Origin of the sequence: Ensifer sp. (assembly GCF_031989085.1) — a bacterium.
Classification (GTDB): Bacteria; Pseudomonadota; Alphaproteobacteria; order Rhizobiales; family Rhizobiaceae; genus Ensifer.
This window is the reverse complement of record NZ_DALZXU010000001.1, coordinates 543,121-562,241: the sequence shown is the minus strand read 5'-3', so window position 1 is coordinate 562,241 and position 19,121 is coordinate 543,121. Positions and strand designations below refer to the sequence as shown.

The window sequence follows — 19,121 nt, the reverse complement described above, 5'->3', positions numbered from 1 at the left end:
TCATCCGCGCCAGTAGAGCACGCAGACGAGCGTGAACAGGCGGCGGGCGGTGTCGAAATCGAGCCGGATCTTGCCCGAAAGCCGGTCCATCAGCGTCTGGGAGCCCTCGTTATGGATACCCCGTCGACCCATGTCGATCGCCTCGATCTGGCTCGGCGTCGACGAGCGGATCGCCTCGTAATAGCTCTCGCAGATCAGGAAATAATCTTTCACGATCCGGCGAAACGGCGTCAGCGAAAGGATATGGGTGGCGACGTCGGATCCCTTCTCGGTCGAGATCGCAAAGACCAGCTTGGCGTCCATCAAGGACAGGTTCAGCCTGTAGGGGCCGCCCGGATGGCCGACCGGCTCGAACAGGTTCTCCTCGAGGAGATCGAAGATCGCAACTGCGCGCTCATGCTCCACATCGGGCGTCGAACGGCCGATGGTCTCGTCCAGGACGACATCGCAGAGGCGCTGGTTGCGGTCTGCCTTCATCCCGCATCCCCGAGATTGAGGCGGATGGCGACCGAGCGCGCATGGGCCTCGAGCCCTTCGGAACGCGCCAGCGCAATCGCCGCCGGCCCAAGAATGCGCAGCTGCTCGGCGTCGAGGCGCAAAATGGAAGTGCGCTTCATGTAGTCGAGAACGCCGAGGCCCGACGAGAAGCGGGCCGAGCGTGCGGTCGGCAGCACGTGGTTCGAACCGCCGACATAGTCGCCGATGACTTCGGGCGTGTGGCGGCCGACAAAGATGGCGCCGGCGTTGCGGATTTTCGCGACCATCGGCTCGGGATCGGCAAGTGCCAATTCCAGATGTTCGGCGGCAATGCGGTTTGCAAGCGGTATCGCCTTTTCGAGGTCCGGCACCAGGATGATCGCGCCGAAATCGCGCCAGCTCGCTGAAGCCGTTTCCGACCGCGGCAGCGTCTTCAACTGCCGCTCGACCGCTGCCTCGACCGCCTCGCCGAACGCGGCATCGTCGGTGATGAGGATCGACTGGGCGCCGACGTCATGTTCGGCCTGCGCCAGGAGATCGGCGGCGATCCAGTCCGGGTCGTTGTCGCGGTCGGCGATGACAAGCACTTCAGAAGGGCCGGCGATCATGTCGATGCCGACGGTGCCGAAAACCTGTCGCTTGGCGGCAGCCACATAGGCGTTGCCCGGACCGACGATCTTGGCGACAGGCGCGATGGTCGCGGTGCCATAGGCAAGGGCGGCCACGGCCTGCGCGCCGCCGATACGATAGATTTCCTCGACGCCGGCAAGGCGGGCCGCAGCCAGCACCGCCGGGTTGATCTTGCCGCCATTGGCCGGCACCACCATGACGATGCGCTCGACACCGGCAACCTTGGCCGGCAGCGCGTTCATCAGCACCGAGCTTGGATAGCTCGCCGTACCGCCCGGGACATAGAGCCCGACGGCATCGACCGCGGTCCAGCGCGAACCGAGGCCGACACCCATGGTGTCCTCGTAGATATCGTCCTTCGGCCGCTGGCGGGCGTGATGCGCCTCGATGCGGACGGCAGCGACCTTCAGCGCGCCCAGCACTTCCGGCTCGACCGCCAGGATCGCGGCATCGATTTCCTCGGCGCTGACGGCCATCGGCGTCGTCGTAAAGTCGATACCGTCGAAGCGGGCGGAATAGTCCGCCACCGCCTGATCGCCGCGCAGGCGGACGTCGTCGATGATCGCCTTGACCGCCGCGTTGACGTCCTCGGAAACTTCACGCTTGGTGGTCAGGAATGCCGCGAACTGCTGTTCGAAGGTGCCGTCGAGATAGTTCAACCTGATTGCCAACGCAAAATGTCCTTGTGGTAAGCCTGTGTCGCGGGTTCAAACGCCTTCGGGATGCCGGGGCTTGAAAGCGGTTTCCCATGCCCCGCCGGTATCCGCAAGCTGCACCTCGATGCATTCCACATCAAGGGCGATGGACGCCTCGCCGGCAAGAACGAGTTCGACCGTACCTTCCGGCCCCTCGCCGGCGACAGTGAACGTCACCGCCAGCAGGTCGAGCACGGCCTCACCATTGCGGCGGTCAAAACCGAGCGAGCGCACGGCGCTCACCCGCTTGAACAGGAGGACGGCGCGTCGGCGTTCGAAGGACCGGCGTTTGCCATCGGCCATTTCCCACACGAACCGGTTGACGCTGAGCGAAAACTGCTTGCGGCGGGCGTCATATTCAAGGCCTGAAACCTTGAACACGGCATCCTGGACGTGGGCGGAGACGACGGCCAGGTCCTCTTCATCGAGAGCCAGCAGCTTCAGACCATCCATGCCATCCATTCCTTTCGCTGTCGTCGCACTTTTGCGTGCCACAATTGAAATGGACATAGGACGTCGCGCCTGAAACCGCAACGGCATCAGGCGCGACGGTTAAAATCAGTCGCTGACGCGCTCGACGTGGGCGCCGCAACGGGTGAGCTTTTCTTCAAGCCGCTCAAAGCCGCGGTCGAGATGGTAGACGCGCGAAACCATGGTTTCGCCTTCCGCCGCAAGGCCGGCAATCACCAGCGAGACGGAGGCACGAAGATCGGTTGCCATGACGGGCGCGCCCTTCAGCCGGCTGACGCCTTCGATCTTGGCGGTCTGGCCCGACAGCGAGATCTTGGCGCCGAGGCGGGCAAGTTCCTGAACGTGCATGAAGCGGTTCTCGAAGATCGTCTCGGTGATGTGCGATGTGCCCTTGGCCATGGTCATCAGGCCCATGAACTGTGCCTGCAGATCGGTCGGGAAGCCCGGGAAGGGATCAGTCACGACGTCGACCGGCTTGATGCCGGCGCCGTTGCGCACCACGCGGATGCCGCTGTTGGTCTCGGTGATTTCGGCGCCGGCGCGGCGGATGGCCTCGAGCGCGGTGTCGAGCAGCGCCATGTCGGTGTCTTCGAGGATGACGTCGCCGCCGGTCATGGCAACGGCCATGGCGTAGGTGCCGGTCTCGATACGGTCGGGCAGCACGCGGTGACGAGCACCCGACAGCGAGCGCACGCCTTCGATGGTGATGGTCGACGTGCCCTGGCCGGTGATCTTGGCGCCCATGGCGTTCAGGCAGTTGGCAAGGTCGACGACTTCGGGCTCGCGCGCAGCATTGCCGAGCACGGTGGTGCCGTTGGCAAGCGTCGCCGCCATCATCAGCACGTGGGTCGCGCCGACGGAAATCTTCGGGAAGGTGTAGCGCGCGCCGATCAGGCCGCCCGCCGGCGCCGTCGCGTTGACGTAGCCGCTGTCGATCTCGATGTTGGCGCTGAGCGCCTTCAGGCCCTCGATGAACAGATCGACCGGGCGCGTTCCGATGGCGCAGCCGCCCGGCAGCGACACGCGGGCCTTGCCTTCGCGCGCCAGAAGCGGGCCGATGACCCAGAAGCTTGCGCGCATCTTCGACACCAGCTCATAGGGTGCTGTCGTGTCGACGATGTTGCGGCAGGTGAAATGGATGGTGCGGGCGTAGCTTTCGCCCTGGCGTTCGCGCCGGCCGTTGACCGAGATATCGGCGCCGTGATTGCCGAGGATGCGGATCAGCTGCTCGACGTCGGCCAGATGCGGAACGTTTTCCAGCGTCAGCGTGTCGTCGGTCAACAGCGACGCGATCATCAGCGGCAGGGCCGCATTCTTCGCGCCGGAAATCGGGATGACCCCGTGAAGTTCATTCCCGCCTACAATCCTGATGCGATCCATGAGGCCTCTCGAACGGGCTTGGCCCGCCTTTCCAAAAAAATGAAGTGTGTCTGAAGGCGCCTCTTTAGGGGAGACGCCGCGAAATTAGAAGTGCCTTGAACGCATGGCAGCCACAGCCGCCTGCTCCTGCGAAAGAGTGCCGAACGGCGCCCTCCCCGTACTAATCTTCGGATTCGTCCGTTTTTGCGGCAGGCAGGCCGATCGCCTCGTCAGGGGCACCGGACCGGCGCGCGCGCATCTGCTGCTTGCGACGCTGGAGATTGTCGCGCAGCGTCTTGGCCAGGCGTGCCTTTCGCAGGTCCTGCTCGGTCGTATCCTTTTGCCGGCGCTTTGCCGGCGCATTCTCCGGCTCGGCCAGCGAAGCTTCGCCCTCGGCGCATTTCTTGTCGTCTGTCTGCATGAGGATGCATTAGCGCAAAACCAGGGGGTTCGGAAGCCGAAACGGATTTTCTCACAGGACAACAGCGAAAACTTCGAAATGCGGCTTGCGCTCCCGGTCCAGCTATGGCAATAGCCCCCTCGCTTGATGCGGCTTGTCAACGAACCGGCCGCGAGATGCTGCTATAGCTCAGGGGTAGAGCACTCCCTTGGTAAGGGAGAGGCCGAGAGTTCAAATCTCTCTAGCAGCACCATTCTTCCCTTCTACACACGTGAAGACAGATCGTAGCTTTCGCTCTGCCGCCAGCGGTAAAGGCCGACAGGCGGATACATGTGCATCCCAGCCAGACATCCACAAACGAAGCCTTGCAATCGTCACATTCAGCTCCTATCTGGCGGAAATCGATATTGCTGACGAACTTTGTGTCGGCGCCCTACGCGCGTGAGAGACGGACTTCCCTCTTCAAAATCGGTTATCCTGATCCGGAGGTTTGTTTCCGGAAATGTCTATTACAAAGCGATTGAAAGGGAATCGTCATGGCTACAGGCACAGTAAAGTGGTTCAACAGCACCAAGGGTTTCGGCTTCATCCAGCCTGACGACGGCAGCCCGGACGTGTTCGTTCACATCTCGGCCGTTCAGCGCGCCGGCCTTTCCGGCCTCAACGAAGGCCAGCAGATCAGCTATGAGCTGACCCGCGACCGCAAGACCGGCAAGTCTTCTGCAGACAGCCTGCAGGCCAAGTAATTTTTCGCAGCGACTGGCGTCCGCGGTTTTGCGGATGGCGGCAGCGCTACGAATGGAAGGTCGGGTTCGCCCGGCCTTTTTTGTTGCCCAGCGCTCGCCGGTGGCCGAACGGAGCTTCCCTCAGATTGGAGTCGAAGAAAACCGGGGTCCACGCGGGTCGACACGATCCGGACTCTCCGCGCCGTGGGCGCCTGCAAGCCAGAGCGATCCCTACACTTTCATCTGCGCATCTGCCACGGCAAGCCGTTCTTCCGGCACATATCCTCGCCGAAACACCCGCATCACACACCCCGCCGATGCGCTTGCCGCAGGGAACGTTTCCCGACAACCCGCGTTACCCTCTCAACGGCAATAACGTGGAGGTTTCGAAATGAAAGGCATCATTCTCTGGCTCATGGGCGTACCCCTGATCGCCATCATCCTGCTCTACATGTTCGTCTTCTGATGTGAGCTCGATGAATATCGAGAAAACGGCGATCGCGAGCGTCGAAGCCTGAATTTAATTTGTAGTTGTAGGCAACGAAGAATGCGCCTTAACGCAACCTTAAGATTCAGCCCCTAGATTTGACAGCGCGATGATGGACAATCGCAACGCTTAAATCCCCTTTTGAAACCGGCCCATGGCCGGTTTCTTTTTGTCCACGCACTCCAAGGGCGTCAGGTATTGACGCCACGGGCGTCAGATTTCGACGCCCGGGGCCTCAGACCTTGACGGCAAGCTCGACGAAATCCTCGCTGCCGAAGAACTTCAGATAGCGCTCAACCTCGGCGGCATCGCCCGTCGCCTTGCGCGGATTGTCCGACAGCTTGACGGCCGGTCGGCCATTGGCGTCGCTGACCTTGCAGACGATAGAAATCGGATTGAGCCCCCTGATCTCCGTCGGTGCGCAATCGGCGAAATCGTTGGTCAGGTTGGTTCCCCAACCGAAGCTCATGCGCACGCGCCCCTCGAAGTGCCTGTAGGTTTCGATGATCGTTTCGACATCGAGACCGTCGGAAAAGATCAAGAGCTTTTCGCGCGGATCGCGCCCCATCTTCTTCCACCAGGCGATGATCTTCTCGCCGCCTTCGATCGGCGGGGCGCTGTCGGGGCGGAAGCCGGTCCAGTCCGCCACCCATGGCGGCGCATCGCGCAGGAACGCGGCCGTGCCGAAGGCATCGGGGAGCACGATCAGCAGATTACCGCCGTAGAGCTGGTTCCAATCCTGCAGCACCTTGTAGGGCGCATTGGCAAGCTCGGCGTCGTTGCAGGCAAGCGCTGCAGCCACCATTGGCAATTCGTGCGCGTTGGTGCCGAGCGCTTCGAGATCCGTGTCCATGGCCAGGAGCACGTTGCTGGAGCCGGAGAAGGAAGCGCCGATGCCTTCCTTCAACGCCTCGACGCACCAGCGCTGCCACAGGAAGCTGTGACGCCTGCGGGTGCCGAAATCCGAAATCCTGAGATTGGGATATTGCCTGAGCCGCTCGACCTTCGACCACATCTTCGCCTTGGCGCGGGCATAGAGCACGTCGAGGGTGAACGGACCGAGCCCCTTCATGGCAGAACGCGAGCGCAACTCGTTGATGATCGCAAGAGCCGGGATTTCCCACATGGTGGTCTCGGCCCAGCGTCCGCGGAAGGTCAGCTCGAACTGGCCGTCACGGCGCGACAGCTCGTAGTCCGGCAGTCGGAATTTCGCGAGCCAGGCCAGAAACTCCGGAGAAAAGATCTGCTTGCGGCCGTAGAACGAGTTACCGGCCAGCCAGATCATCTCCTTCTTGGAAAAGCGAAGTTCACGGGCGTGATCGAGCTGCTCGCGCAGTTCATGTTCGTCGATCTCTTCAGCAAGTCGCACGGTCTTGGTGCGGTTGATCAACGAGAACGTCGCGTCCACATCCGGATAAAGCTGCCAGATCATCTGCAGCATCAGCAGCTTGTAAAAATCCGTATCGAGCAGGCTTCGCACGATCGGGTCGAGCTTCCAGGCGTGGTTGTAGACGCGCCGGGCGATATCGGTCTTGGTCATTTCAGGAATTGCTCCTCCTGCAGCGCCGCGCGCCTTAACCAGAAGCGCAGAGGTCGCTGCCACACTTCAACACTCTGCCTGTTTCCTTAGATCGACTGCGATTTAAGGAAACAGGCAGAAGGGGCGCAAACTAAAGCATCCGCACGCCGGCCTGCCGCATGCGCGTGATCATGGCGGAGAGCGATCCGTTCAGATCGATACCCCGACAGCCATCCATGACGACGGATGTGGAAAATCCCTGCTCGACCGCATCAAGCGCCGAAAATGCGACGCAGAAATCGGTCGCCAGTCCGCACAGGGTTACGCCATCGATGCCACGGTCCCTGAGGTAACCGGCCAAACCGGTCGGCGTCCGGCGATCGTTCTCGAAGAAGGCGGAGTAACTGTCGATGCCGGTGCGGAAGCCCTTGCGGATCACCAGTTCGGCGCGCGTCCATTCCAGAGAGGGGTGAAAATCGGCACCGATGCTGCCCTGAACACAATGGTCCGGCCAGAGCGTCTGCTCTCCATAGGGCATCGCTACCGTTTCGAACGGCGCCTTTCCAGGATGGACCGAGGCGAAGCTCGAATGTCCCTTTGGGTGCCAGTCCTGCGTCAGCACCACATGCTCGAATTTCCGGATCAGATCATTGACCACAGGCACGATCTTATGACCGCCGGAAACGGCAAGCGCTCCACCCGGGCAGAAATCGTTCTGCACGTCGACGACGATCAACGCTTCACCAGCCATCGCTTTTCCTTCGACCGGACCTATCCTCATCGACCACAAAAATCGATTTAAGTCCAAGATCAATCACAGAATTTGAGCGACGGCAACCCGCTTCGAGCGGGCCAGCACATGATCATGCAAGCGCCACAGAAAAAGGGCGCCGACCATGGTCGACGCCCTTTTCAAACTGCAAGCCGAATGGCTCAGTTGCCAAGGCTGTTGATGTTGTCGGCGATCGAGAAGCCGGAATTGGCGATGCCGACCGGCTGGGCGATGAAGTTGAGGAACTTGCCGAAATCGACCGAAGGATGACGCGAGGCGTAGATGACGTCGCGATTCTTGACCGGGAAGGTCTGGCCGACGATCAGGCTGTCCGGCTTGCTCATATCGAAGCGATAGACGATCGGATAGCGACCGTTGCTGTCGGTCTTCATGCCCTTGCGCAACATCTCGTTGAAACGCTGTTGGCCAAGCAGGCTCATGACAACATCTGGCTCTTCGTAGCGGAAGATGAAGTAACCCTTCATGTCGAGCGTATAGTCGGCACCGCCGCCGGCAAGACCCATAGCTTCGAGCAGGTTGAGGTCGTTCGCACCGAATTCGACACGCTGGTTGGCCTTGACGGCACCGAGGATGGTAAAGCGGCGCGGATCGCGTGTCACGAAGACCTGGTCGCCCGGCTTCACATGGATGTTTTCAGACGGGTTCTCGATGATCGACTTCAAGAGGACCGTGCCGGTCTTCTTGCCGCGCACTAGCGTGACGTAGGTCTCGTAGGGCTGCGCCACCGGGCCGCCCGCCTTGGCAATGACCTCGTTGATCGTCTCGTCGACGAGGCTGAGGGGCACGACCGAGGACTTGCCGACGGCACCGGAAACGGTGACGTTGCGCGACGCGGTGCTCATGCTGGTGACGATAACGTCGGGCTCGACCGCCTTCTGCTTCAATGCCTCCAGGATTTCCTGGCGTGCCTGCTCCAGCGTCAGGCCGGCAAACCGCACGGAGCCGACATAGGGAATGGCCGCCTTGCCATCGGGCTGCACAACCAGATCGATACTTGTCTGCTTGGAATCCTGCGTCGAGAACAGGCCGTCGCTGCCAGCTTCGAAGATCGACACTTTCAGGGCGTCACCGACACCGATGACGACACGGCCGACGCCGCCGCCAATGCCAAACCGCCGGTTGAGCGTCGACGACACATAGTCGGACACAAGGCGCGCGGACTGGCCGTTCACATCGACGATATCAAAGACGGTGGCGTTCTTACGACCGATTTCGGCGCCGGACTGACCCGCATCCGCAACAATGGCTCCGGCCAGCGGCCCTTCGCCCGGAACAGCCTGACATCCCGCAAGCGCGGTGGAAAGCAGAAGGGCAGCTACACGTTTCAACTACGACACTCCGAATTCGGCACAGGTATGATTCTGTTCATAGTTCTGCACCGCATGATCTCCCGGTCGGGAATCCGCCGGTCTCTGAAAAGCACAATAGCCGTCTCACAACAAGTCACTTGCAGACGAAGACAAGCAAAATAATTGGGCCTGCGCCTTTCCGGTCATACCTCTTACACCTTGCCGGGTTGACGGCTCGAATTGTGCTGGATGAAGGTGCGCGGCATGTATAAGTTTGGCCATTGGACTTGAAAGCTAGGTACTTTAAGTTAAAAGCTGACTAATGAGGCGGAACGAATATACGTGGGGATAACCCTGGGGCGGGATGATTGGCGGTTGCGTTTTCCCACTGAACTCGCAATCGCATTTGCAACTTTAACGTCAGCTTAGAGCGTTCGATCATAAATGGCTGTTGAGATTATTGGGCGTGCATGCCTCGCCCCTGGAGCAGAATCGCCTTCGGCGTTGTTCAAACTTCTTCGTCAGGGCAAGTGCACAGTCACCAGCATCCCGTCTGATCGCTGGGACGTTGCGCGTTTCTGGCATCCGGTCATGGGGACGCAGGGCAAGACATATTCGTTTGCCGCGGGCGTTCTCGATCAACTCTATGACTTCGACCCGGCCGTCTTCGGCATGTCGCAGCGCGAGGCCATGTACATGGATCCGCAGCAGCGCGTGCTGTTGCAGCTCGCCTGGCGCGCACTTGAAGACGCCAATATCTCGACGACCTCGCTTTCCGGCGAAAATGTCGGCGTCTATATCGGCGCCTCGAGCCTCGACCATGCCAATCTGACAGTCGAGGATCCGGCGGCAGCCGGCCCCTACTTCATGACCGGCAACACCCTGTCGATCGTTTCAAACCGCATTTCGCACATCTTCGGCCTGAGCGGCCCGAGCATGACCGTCGACACGGCCTGCTCCTCCTCGCTGGTTGCACTCGATCAGGCGATGCGGGCGCTGAACGCAGGCGAGATCGACACGGCGATCGTCGGCGGCGTCAATATTCTCGCCCACCCCCTGCCCTTCGTCGGATTTGCGCAGGCACGCATGCTTTCGCCCGAAGGTTTGTGCCGCGCCTATGACAACGATGGCGCCGGTTACGTGCGCGCTGAAGGCGGCGTCGTGTTCGTCTTGCGCCGCTCGGACCGTGCGCGCCGCGAAAAAGACCGCAGCTATGCCCGGATCGTTGCTTCAGGCGTCAACTCCGCCGGCCGGACCAACGGCATCTCCCTGCCGTCGCGCGAAGCCCAGGCAAATCTGCTCAGGGCGATCTACGAAGGCAACGGCATCGATGCCAACCAGGTCGCCTTCGTCGAAGGCCACGGCACCGGCACGAAGGTCGGTGACCCCGCTGAAGTCTGGTCGATCGGCACAGTCATCGGCGCCAACCGCCGCGCCCCGGTTCCGATCGGCTCGATCAAGTCGAACATCGGCCACACCGAGCCGGCCTCCGGCCTGTTTGGCATGATGAAGGCGATCCTGGCGCTCGAGAACAACTATCTGCCGGCATCGCTGCACTTCGATACGCCGAATGAACATATCGACTTCGACGGCCTCAACGTGCGCGTCACGGCAAGCCCGATCGAGCTTTTGCGCGGCAAGCGCGCGCGGCTGGCCGGCATCAACTCCTTCGGTTTCGGCGGTGCCAACGCCCATGTGGTCATCAGCGATCCCGAGCCGGTTTCCGAGGACAAGATCAACAATCCCGCGTCATCCGGCCACGTCTTCCTGGCAAGCGCTCACACGGCTTCGAGCCTCGAAGCCCTGTTGAAGGATTACAAGACGCGGTTTGCCAACGCGTCCAAGGGTGAAATCCGTTCGATGGTCGCCGCATCCGGCGCCAACCGCACCCATATGCGCTACCGGTTCGCTGCCCGCAGCGACCATCCCGAGGATATCGTTCGCGCCATCGCCAGCCACGTCGAAAAGCCGGGCTCGGACATCGGCGAAGTCGGCGAAGCCGTCACCAGGGATGCCAAGGTCGCCTTCGTCTTTTCCGGCAACGGTTCGCAATGGGCCGGCATGGGCGTCGAGGCGTTCCGCGAGAACCTGCACTTCCGGCAGTGTTTCACCTCGGTCTGCGCGCTGTTCAAATTCCATTCGGACATCTCGCTGATCGAACTCCTGACGGATCCCGATCTCGACAAGAAGCTGTCCGACACGAAGATCGCCCAGCCATTGCTCTTCGCGGTCCAGGCGGCCCTTTCGGATTCGCTTGTCGCCATGGGCATCAAGCCGGTTGCAGTCTTCGGCCATTCCGTCGGCGAGATCGCAGCCGCCTATGCGGCCGGCGCGCTGTCGATGGTCGACGCCGTGTCGATCGTGGCGAAACGGTCGCTGCACCAGGATCTGCTTGCGGGTCACGGCACGATGGCGGCGGTCATGCTGGGCGAGGACGCTGCGCGCGCCTTTGCCGAGGCACGCAACCTGAACGACCTCTGCGTCGCCGCCGTCAACGCCCATAATTCCGTGACTATCTCGGGCCCCGCCCATGAAATTTCCGCCTTCCGCGATGCGGCCCGCAAAGCCAAGATCCCGGTGCAGATCCTCGATATCAACTACCCCTTCCACCACCCGATCATCGACCGGGCAAAGGATGCGTTCCTGTCGGATATTCCCGACATCGCGCCCCGGCGCGCGGAAGTCACCTATCTTTCGACCGTGACCGGTGCAGCGCTCGACGGCACGCAGCTCGACCCCGACTACTGGTGGAAGAACGTTCGCGAGCCGGTTCGCTTCCAGGCGGCCGCAGAGGCGGCGATCGAACTCGGCTGCCGACTGTTCATCGAGATTTCTCCCCGTCCGATCCTGTCGTCCTACGTCAAGGAAACGGTCAAGCAGGCGACAGCACCGGCGACGGTCGTGCCGACGCTTTTGAGAGATGTCGGCGAGACCGGCCAGGATCCGATCTCGACAGCCATGGCGCGCGCTGTCGCCCACGGTGCGATCGTCGATACCGCCCGGGTGTTCGGCAAGCGGAACGCCGCGATCTCGCTGCCGTGCCTGCCGTTCGAACCAGTCGAACTTCGGCCAGCCGCGACGACGGACGCCACCGATCTTTTCGGCCGGGCAGCAAAACCCTATCGCCTCACCGGCTGGCGCAGCGATCCGAACAGCGGCAGCTGGAAGAACCACGTCGATGCACCGTTGTTCCCGGATCTGGCCGAACATGTGGTCGACGGCAAGGCGATCCTGCCCGGCAGCGGCTTCATCGAAATCGCAGTTGCAGCCGCCCAGCAGTTTTACGGCACAGACAGCGTCGAGATCACCAATCTGGAGATCGTCCGGCCGCTGGAGCTCAGCGACAGCCGCATCATGGAGCTGTCGACCGTCCTGTCACCGGAAACGGGCGACATCGAGATCCGCTCGCGCGAACGGCTGTCGGAAGACGACTGGGCAGTTCATGCCGTCGCCCGCTCGCGCAAACCGTTGCCGAGCGAAGAGCGCCCGTTGCCGTCCTTTGCCGGCATGCGCAAGACCGCAACGGTCGCACCGGCCAAGGCATATGATACGGCGCGCCAGTTCGGCCTCGACTACGGCCCGCGTTTCCAGCTGCTCGCCAAGGCGGTCGCCTATGACGACAGGATCGTCGACGTCGAGTTGAAGAGCCCGGACAAGTCGGGCCATCCCCTCGTCACCTATGCGCTCAATCCGATTTCCGTGGACGCGACGTTCCACGGGCTTGTTGCGCTTTTCGACCGGTTTACCGGCGACAAGAGCGGTGCACCCTATATTCCGGTGCGCTTCGGTTCCGTAAGCGTCGTCGGGGCTGGCAAGCCGATCGCGCGCGCCACGATCGAGATCGAGCGCGTCAGCGCCAACTCGATCAAGGCGCGGTTCCATTTCTTCGACAAGGCGGGCGAACCGATCGCCCATTTCGAGGATTGCCGCTTCCGCCGCACCTATCTGCGCAAGCACAAGACGCTCGACGCACTCTCCTTCCATTACGAGACGGTTCTGTCCGAGATACGGCTGCCGGCCATCAAGGCTGGCGTCCGCACGCCGGTGACCCTCGACGTCGCCTCGACGGAAGAAATCGGCATCGACAACACGACGTTGCTGTTCAACGCCGCCATCTATCGCGCCTGCCAAGACATTGCGCTGAAGCTCGGCAAGGGCCGATCGACGGTGCGCAGCGACGCCTTGCCCGGCGATTTTGCCTTCCAGTGTTTCCTGGCGAGCTGCCTCTACGTTCTCGAGGATGCCGGCCTTTGCGAACACAAGGACGGCGTCTGGGTCGTCGCCCAGGAGTTCAGCCTTCCGAGCGTGCCGGAGATCCTGCGCGAACTTTATGGCGAACGCCCCGACCGCGCGGTCGAAGCGGTGCTGATCAACAATGCCTATGCCGAAGCGCTGGCGCGGCTCGACGCCCTGCTCGCAGCCCCGGCCGGCGCTGACGCCGAAATCGTCGCCAATGCCGGCTTCATCAGCGACGCGACACTCGATCATCAGGCCGTGCACTCGGAAGCAAGCCGCCAGCGCATGGCTCTCATCCTTGCCGCGGTCGAACGCGCCCTTGCCGCGCAGCCGGCGGGAGAGCGTCTGCGCCTTGTCGAGCTTGGCAGCCTTTCCGCCGGCTTCACCCGCCGGATCGCGGCACTCGCGGCCAAGCACGGTGCGATCCTCTGCGTCGTCGAGCCGCGTGACAACGCGCAACGCGGCCTCGAGCTCGCCTTCGAAAACGATGCGCATGTCCGCATCCTCAAGAAGGGCGAACTTGCGACACAGCCGGCATTCGATCTGGCGATCAGTGCATCCGACAGGCTCTATAGCCTGATCGAGGACGATGTCGACGTTCGCGCGGTCCTGCGTGGCACCGGCGGATTTGTCGCCGCCATCGGCGCGCCATCGCTCTTCAATGATTTCGCGCTCGGACTGTCGGACGGGTGGTTTGCTCGCAGTCAGGCCGCGGAGTTCCCGATCGGCAATCTCGCCGCCGTTCCTCACTGGCAGAAATGCCTGGCTGACCTCGATCTTCGCGCAATCGATGTCGCCGAGCGCGAATGCGGCTCCGGCAACATCATCGTCCTGGAAGCGCGTGGCGCCGAGGCAGCCGCGCCTGCCGAGGCCGCACCGGTGGGCAGCTACCTTCTGTTGCAGGCCGGCGAACCCAATGCAAAGCAGACGCTCACTGCCGGCGCCATCCCCGTCGACCTTTCGGGAGACGCGGACGCGGATGCCGTCCTGTTGCGCGATGCGCTTGCGCCGCTGCGCGATCGCCCGGTTCGCGCCGTCTTTCTTGCCTCGCCCGCACCCAAGAGCCGGGCAGACGATTCCGCCGCGCTTCAGACACAGGTGCTGGCGCTGAGCGCGGTTGCCGAAGCACTGCGTCAGCATGTCGGCGACACCGAGCCGAGTGGCGATGCCCGCCCGAGGATCGTAATCGTAGCCCCCGGTGGCGCCCCCGTAGCGGCCCGCGTCTCGGGCACTACTGCCGCAAGCTCCGGTGCCAACGCGGGTCTGTGGGCTTTCGCGCGCGTGCTGCAGAACGAATACGAGTTTCTCGACGTCCACTCTCTGGATCTCGCTGCGGACCAGACGTCTGCGGGCCAGAAGATTGCCGCGTCGCTTCCGCTTCTCGCCGTTTCCGGCACCAACCGGGAATGGCTGCTGGAAGGCACGGACGGATCGCTTTCCGAAATCCGCGCGGTTCCCGGCCCGACCGACAACGCACATGGCTCGACCGCGTCGTTTGCCGCCGCCACCATCCGCCAGCGCGTTGCCTCCCAGGTCGGCAGCATCGTTTGGGAAGAGAGCAGCGTGCCATCGGCCGGTCCCGGCGACGTCGTCGTCAAGGTCGCAGCCACGGGCCTCAACTTCCGCGACGTCATGTGGGCAATGGGCCTTCTGCCGGAAGAAGCGCTTGAAGACGGCTTTGCCGGCGCAACCATCGGCATGGAACTGTCCGGACACGTCGTTGCCGTCGGCCAGGGCGTGGACGACCTCGCGGTCGGCGATGCCGTCATGGCGATCGCGTCTGCTGCGTTCTCCACCCATGCCGTCGTGTCGCGTGCCGGTGTCGCAAGGTTGCCGCAATCGGTGAGCCCGGTTGCCGCCGCCACCGTCCCGGTTGCATTCCTGACCGCCTATTACGCCATGGTCGAGCTCGGCCGCATCCAGGCCGGCGAGACCATCCTCATTCATGGCGCTGCCGGCGGCGTCGGCCTCGCCGCCCTGCAGGTCGCGAAGCTCAAGGGTGCGAAAGTCATCGCCACTGCCGGCACGCGAGAGAAGCGTCGCTTCCTGTCGATGCTCGGTGCCGACCACGTGTTCGATTCCCGCTCGCTCGGCTTCGTCAATGACGTGCGCAGCGTGACGGGCGGAGAAGGCGTCGACCTCGTGCTCAACTCGCTCTTCGCCGAGGCGATGGAGCAGAGCCTGGCACTGGTCAAACCGTTCGGCCGTTTCCTCGAACTGGGCAAGCGCGATTACTACGCGGACAGCAAGATTGGCCTCAGGCCGTTCCGCCGCAATGTCAGCTACTTCGGCATCGATGCCGACCAGTTGCTGGTCAACGCGCCGGCGCTCACCAAGCGCATCTTCACCGAGATCGGCGCCCTGTTCGAAGACGGCAAGCTGACGCCGCTGCCATACCGGGCATTCGACTTCGACGAGATCGGCAACGCGTTCCGCCTGATGCAGAACGCCGGTCATATCGGCAAGATCGTGGTGCTGCCGCCAGTGGCCGGCACGCACCAGGTCGCAACGCGGCCACGTGGTGGCGTCAAGGTCGATCCCGAAGGCATGCATCTCGTGGTCGGCGGCATCGGTGGCTTCGGCCTTGCTGCCGCAAACTGGCTTGTCGAAAAGGGTGCCAAGACGATTGCCCTTTGCTCGCGGCGCGGCCTTGCCGACGCGGAAACGACGGCGATGGTCGAGTTCTGGACGAAGGCCGGCATTTCGGCCACGATCCACGCCTGTGACATCACCGACGCGACGGCAGTGGAACGGCTGCTCAAGGACCTCAGGGCAATCGCGCCATTGCGCTCCATCGTTCACGCCGCGATGGTTCTCGACGACGCGCTGATCAGCAATCTCAATCGCGAGCGCAACCGGCCGGTGATCGACACCAAGGCAAAGGGAGCTGCCGTTCTCGACCAGCTCACCCGCGGCGATGCGCTCGACAACTTCATCCTGTTCTCGTCGGCAACGACGCTGGTCGGCAATCCCGGCCAGGCGAATTATGTCGCCGCCAACGGTTATCTCGAGGGTCTCGCCCGCGCCCGTCGCGCGGAAGGGCTTGCCGGTCTCGCGGTCGGCTTCGGCGCGATCGCCGACAAGGGCTACCTGGTCAAGAACACCGACGTGAACGACATCCTTGCCAAGCGGATCGGCAAGACAGCGCTGAAGGCGCAAACGGCGCTCGACATGGTCGAAAACCATCTTGCGAGCGATCCCGGTACGGTCGACGCGGCTGTCGTCATGATCTCGGAGATCGACTGGTCGGCAGCGCGCAACCTGCCGGTTGCCCGCAACGCGCTCTTCGAAGTCATCCTTCGCAGTGCCGATCAGCACGCCTCCGGCGGCGAAGGCACCAAGATGGACCTCGTCGCCATGATCGAGGGCAAGTCTGCGCAGGAAGCCGAGGATATCCTCTTCGATCTGGTGGCGGGTGAAATCGCCGCGATCCTGCGGGTATCGAAGGATACGGTCACACGCAGCAAGGTCTTGAAAGAGATCGGCCTCGACAGCCTGATGGCCGTGGAACTCGGCATGAGCTTCCAACAGAACACCGGCTTCGACATGCCGCTGAGTGGCGTCGCGGACAACACGACGGTTGGCGATGTCGCTCGCAAGCTCTATGAAAAGGTGAGCAAGCGCGATCAAGGCGACGACGGCGACGGTGCGGACGACAAACTGGTCACTGAACTGGCGCAACGGCATGTCGGCACGGCACAGGAAAAAGCACAGAGCCAATGAGCACGAATGGAAACGGTCCAGGCTCGTCCAAGATGACCAGCAGCCTCAAGGAGAACCTGCTGGACCGGATGAGAAACACGCATCAATCCTCCGAGCGCAACCGCATGGCGCGTTCGGAGCGGGAGATGCCGCCGCCGGCCCGCCGGCAGCAGGCCCGTTTCGAGGATCTGCCCGAGTACAAGCAGGTTCTGACCCAGAAGTTCGCCAGCGAACAGCTGGGTATCGCCAACCCGTTCTATCGCGCGCACCAGACCGCGGCCGGCGCCACGACTGTTATCGACGGCCGCAAGCTGATCAACTTCGCCTCCTACGACTATCTCGGCCTCAACCGGCACGCGGAGGTTCTGGCAAGGGCAAAGGAAACCGTCGAGACTTTCGGTATCTCGGCCTCGGCAAGCCGGCTTGTTGCCGGCGAGCGGCCCGTCCATGTCGAACTTGAAGAAAAGATCGCCCGTTTCTACGGCGTCGATGCCGCCGTCTGCTTTGTCAGCGGCTATCTCACCAATGTTGCCGCCATCAGCTGCCTGATGGGGCCGAAGGATCTCGTCGTCCATGACGAGTTCATTCACAACAGTGCGCTTGCCGGCATCAAGCTTTCCGGCGCCACGCGCCGGCTGTTCAAGCACAATGACGCGAGCGACCTTGAGCACGTGCTGCGCACGGTCTCGGGCGACTATCGCCGCATCCTCGTCATCGTCGAGGGCATCTATTCGATGGACGGCGACATCGCCGACCTGCCGGCGCTGTTGAAGCTCAAGGCGGAGTACGGCTTCTGGCTGATGGTCGACGAAGCCCATTCGCTGGGTGTCGTCGGCAAGCACGGCCGGGGTCTCGCCGAACATTTCGGCGTCGATCCGCGCGAGATCGACATCTGGATGGGAACGCTGTCGAAGACGACGTCCAGTTGCGGTGGCTACATCGCCGGCAGCGAAGCGCTCGTTGCCGTGCTGAAGGCATCCGCCGGCGGTTTCGTCTACAGTGTCGGGCTTGCGCCGGTTCTTGCGGCCTCTGCGGCCGCCAGCCTCGACGTGCTGGCACGCGAACCCTCGCGCACCGCTGCGCTCAGGCGCAATGGCGCCCTGTTCCTGAAGCTTGCCAAGGAAGCCGGGCTCGATACCGGCCTCAGCAGCGGCTTTTCGGTGGTGCCGGTGCTCGTCGGGGATTCGCTGCGCGCCGTCCAGCTGTCCAACGACCTGCTTGCAGCAGGCGTCAATGCGCTGCCGATCATCCATCCGGCCGTTCCCGAAGGGCTGGCGCGGCTGCGCTTCTTCATCACCAGCGACCACACCGAAGAGCAGATCCGCAAGACGGTGACGCTGACGGCCGAGCGCCTGAAGGACCTGACCGAGCGTAACTTTGGCCTCGGCGGCATCGATATCGACCAGATGATGAAGGCGCTTTCGGCGCGCTGACGACCAACGACAAGTGCCCGCGAAGGGCCGATGCCGCAGGCGGAACCCGACATGACCCATGTGATCATCACCGGCGGCTCGAGCGGCATAGGCCTGGCGATCGCATCGATCTATGCGGGCCGTGGCGCGCGCCTTTCCCTGATCGCCCGCTCGGCCGGGATGCTCGATCTGGCGCAGCACGAACTGCGCGCGAAAGCGGCATCTGCAAGTGACATCCACACCGAGGCCGCGGATGTGGCGCGAAAAGACGAGCTTGAAGCCGCCATCGCGCGTTGCGAAGCCACCTTCGGACCTTGCGACATCCTCGTGACGTCTGCCGGCATCGTCGAACCGGGCCGCTTCGAAGATCTTGCCGGCGACGCCTTCCAGCGGCAGATGGACACGAATTTTTCCGGCACCGTTCACGCCGTTCGCGCCGTCTATCCAGGCATGCAACAGCGCCGCCGTGGAAAGATCATGATGATCTCTTCCGGCGCCGGCCTTCTCGGCATCCACGGCTATTCGGCCTATTGCGCCTCCAAGTTCGCGCTGCACGGCTTTGCGCAGGCCCTGCGCTCGGAAGCGCGCCCGCACGGGGTCGATGTGTCGATCTGCTTTCCGCCCGACACGCAGACGCCGCAGTTCGAGCGCGAGCTTGCCCTTCGCCCGCGTGAGGCTGCCATCGTCATGGGGACGGTTTCGCCCTGGCCGGCAGATGCGGTCGCCCGCAAGGTCGTCGCCGGCATCGAAGGCGGACGGTTCGAAACCTATTTTGGCCTCACGCTCTTTCTTCTCGGTCGCTTCGGTCCGGCTGTCAGGCCGGTCCTCAACTGGTGGTTCGATCGGGCAATCTTCCGCAGCAGCGGTGGAGTATCGAAGCGCTGAAGGTGACGGCGCTTGTGCAGACCGGAGATAGGTTCTAAGTC

Annotated in this window: 12 protein-coding genes and 1 tRNA gene; 5 read left to right on the top strand and 8 right to left on the bottom strand. The window is 62.7% G+C overall.

What is annotated here, in order from left to right; genetic code table 11:
• The 5 genes from RTP54_RS02705 to RTP54_RS02685 all read right to left on the bottom strand — a co-directional run bounded on the left by RTP54_RS02705 (position 1) and on the right by RTP54_RS02685 (position 4,053).
• A complete protein-coding gene (locus RTP54_RS02705) occupies positions 1-477 on the bottom strand; it encodes a UPF0262 family protein (RefSeq protein WP_112808937.1) in 477 nt (158 codons plus the stop codon).
• Positions 474-1,778 carry a histidinol dehydrogenase gene (hisD, locus tag RTP54_RS02700; RefSeq protein WP_112808938.1) on the bottom strand — a complete coding sequence of 435 codons (1,305 nt, stop codon included), beginning with the start codon at positions 1,776-1,778 and terminating at the stop codon, positions 474-476. The genes RTP54_RS02705 and hisD overlap by 4 nt, the downstream gene beginning before the upstream one ends.
• A gap of 36 nt (positions 1,779-1,814) precedes the next feature.
• Positions 1,815-2,255 (bottom strand): DUF2948 family protein, encoded by a 441-nt coding sequence (locus tag RTP54_RS02695; protein ID WP_112809455.1) that lies wholly within the window; start codon positions 2,253-2,255, stop codon positions 1,815-1,817.
• Positions 2,256-2,360: 105 nt separating this feature from the next.
• Positions 2,361-3,653, bottom strand: a complete 1,293-nt coding sequence (gene murA / locus RTP54_RS02690; RefSeq protein ID WP_112808939.1) for a UDP-N-acetylglucosamine 1-carboxyvinyltransferase — start codon at positions 3,651-3,653, stop codon at positions 2,361-2,363.
• A 160-nt stretch (positions 3,654-3,813) separates the two neighbouring features.
• Positions 3,814-4,053 carry a hypothetical protein gene (locus RTP54_RS02685; protein WP_312360755.1) on the bottom strand — a complete coding sequence of 80 codons (240 nt, stop codon included), beginning with the start codon at positions 4,051-4,053 and terminating at the stop codon, positions 3,814-3,816.
• 157 nt (positions 4,054-4,210) lie between these two features.
• Between RTP54_RS02685 and RTP54_RS02680 the strand changes: the two genes are divergently transcribed.
• Positions 4,211-4,285 (top strand) — tRNA-Thr (locus RTP54_RS02680).
• Between the two features lie 283 nt (positions 4,286-4,568).
• Positions 4,569-4,778: a cold-shock protein gene (locus RTP54_RS02675; protein WP_112808941.1), complete on the top strand. Its 210-nt coding sequence runs from the start codon at positions 4,569-4,571 to the stop codon at positions 4,776-4,778.
• 701 nt (positions 4,779-5,479) lie between these two features.
• Here the strand turns inward: RTP54_RS02675 and pncB are convergent.
• From pncB to RTP54_RS02660, 3 genes are all read right to left on the bottom strand, one after another.
• Positions 5,480-6,784 (bottom strand): nicotinate phosphoribosyltransferase, encoded by a 1,305-nt coding sequence (gene pncB, locus RTP54_RS02670; RefSeq protein ID WP_312360753.1) that lies wholly within the window; start codon positions 6,782-6,784, stop codon positions 5,480-5,482.
• A 130-nt stretch (positions 6,785-6,914) separates the two neighbouring features.
• Positions 6,915-7,514, bottom strand: coding sequence for a bifunctional nicotinamidase/pyrazinamidase (gene pncA / locus RTP54_RS02665; protein ID WP_312360751.1), 600 nt, complete (start codon positions 7,512-7,514; stop codon positions 6,915-6,917).
• 182 nt (positions 7,515-7,696) lie between these two features.
• Positions 7,697-8,884 (bottom strand): polysaccharide biosynthesis/export family protein, encoded by a 1,188-nt coding sequence (locus RTP54_RS02660; RefSeq protein ID WP_112816609.1) that lies wholly within the window; start codon positions 8,882-8,884, stop codon positions 7,697-7,699.
• A gap of 405 nt (positions 8,885-9,289) precedes the next feature.
• Here RTP54_RS02660 and RTP54_RS02655 point away from each other — a divergent pair, with 405 nt between their 5' ends.
• Genes RTP54_RS02655 through RTP54_RS02645 form a run of 3 tightly spaced genes read left to right on the top strand, consistent with a single transcriptional unit; the run spans position 9,290 to position 19,080 of the window.
• Positions 9,290-16,804 (top strand): type I polyketide synthase, encoded by a 7,515-nt coding sequence (locus RTP54_RS02655; protein WP_312360748.1) that lies wholly within the window; start codon positions 9,290-9,292, stop codon positions 16,802-16,804.
• The gene (locus tag RTP54_RS02650) at positions 16,801-18,216 is read left to right on the top strand and encodes an aminotransferase class I/II-fold pyridoxal phosphate-dependent enzyme (RefSeq protein ID WP_112816607.1); all 1,416 of its coding nucleotides are present in this window, start codon (positions 16,801-16,803) and stop codon (positions 18,214-18,216) included. Before RTP54_RS02655 ends, RTP54_RS02650 begins: the two co-directional genes overlap by 4 nt.
• A gap of 51 nt (positions 18,217-18,267) precedes the next feature.
• The gene (locus tag RTP54_RS02645) at positions 18,268-19,080 is read left to right on the top strand and encodes an SDR family oxidoreductase (RefSeq protein ID WP_312360742.1); all 813 of its coding nucleotides are present in this window, start codon (positions 18,268-18,270) and stop codon (positions 19,078-19,080) included.
• Positions 19,081-19,121: the final 41 nt, after the last annotated feature.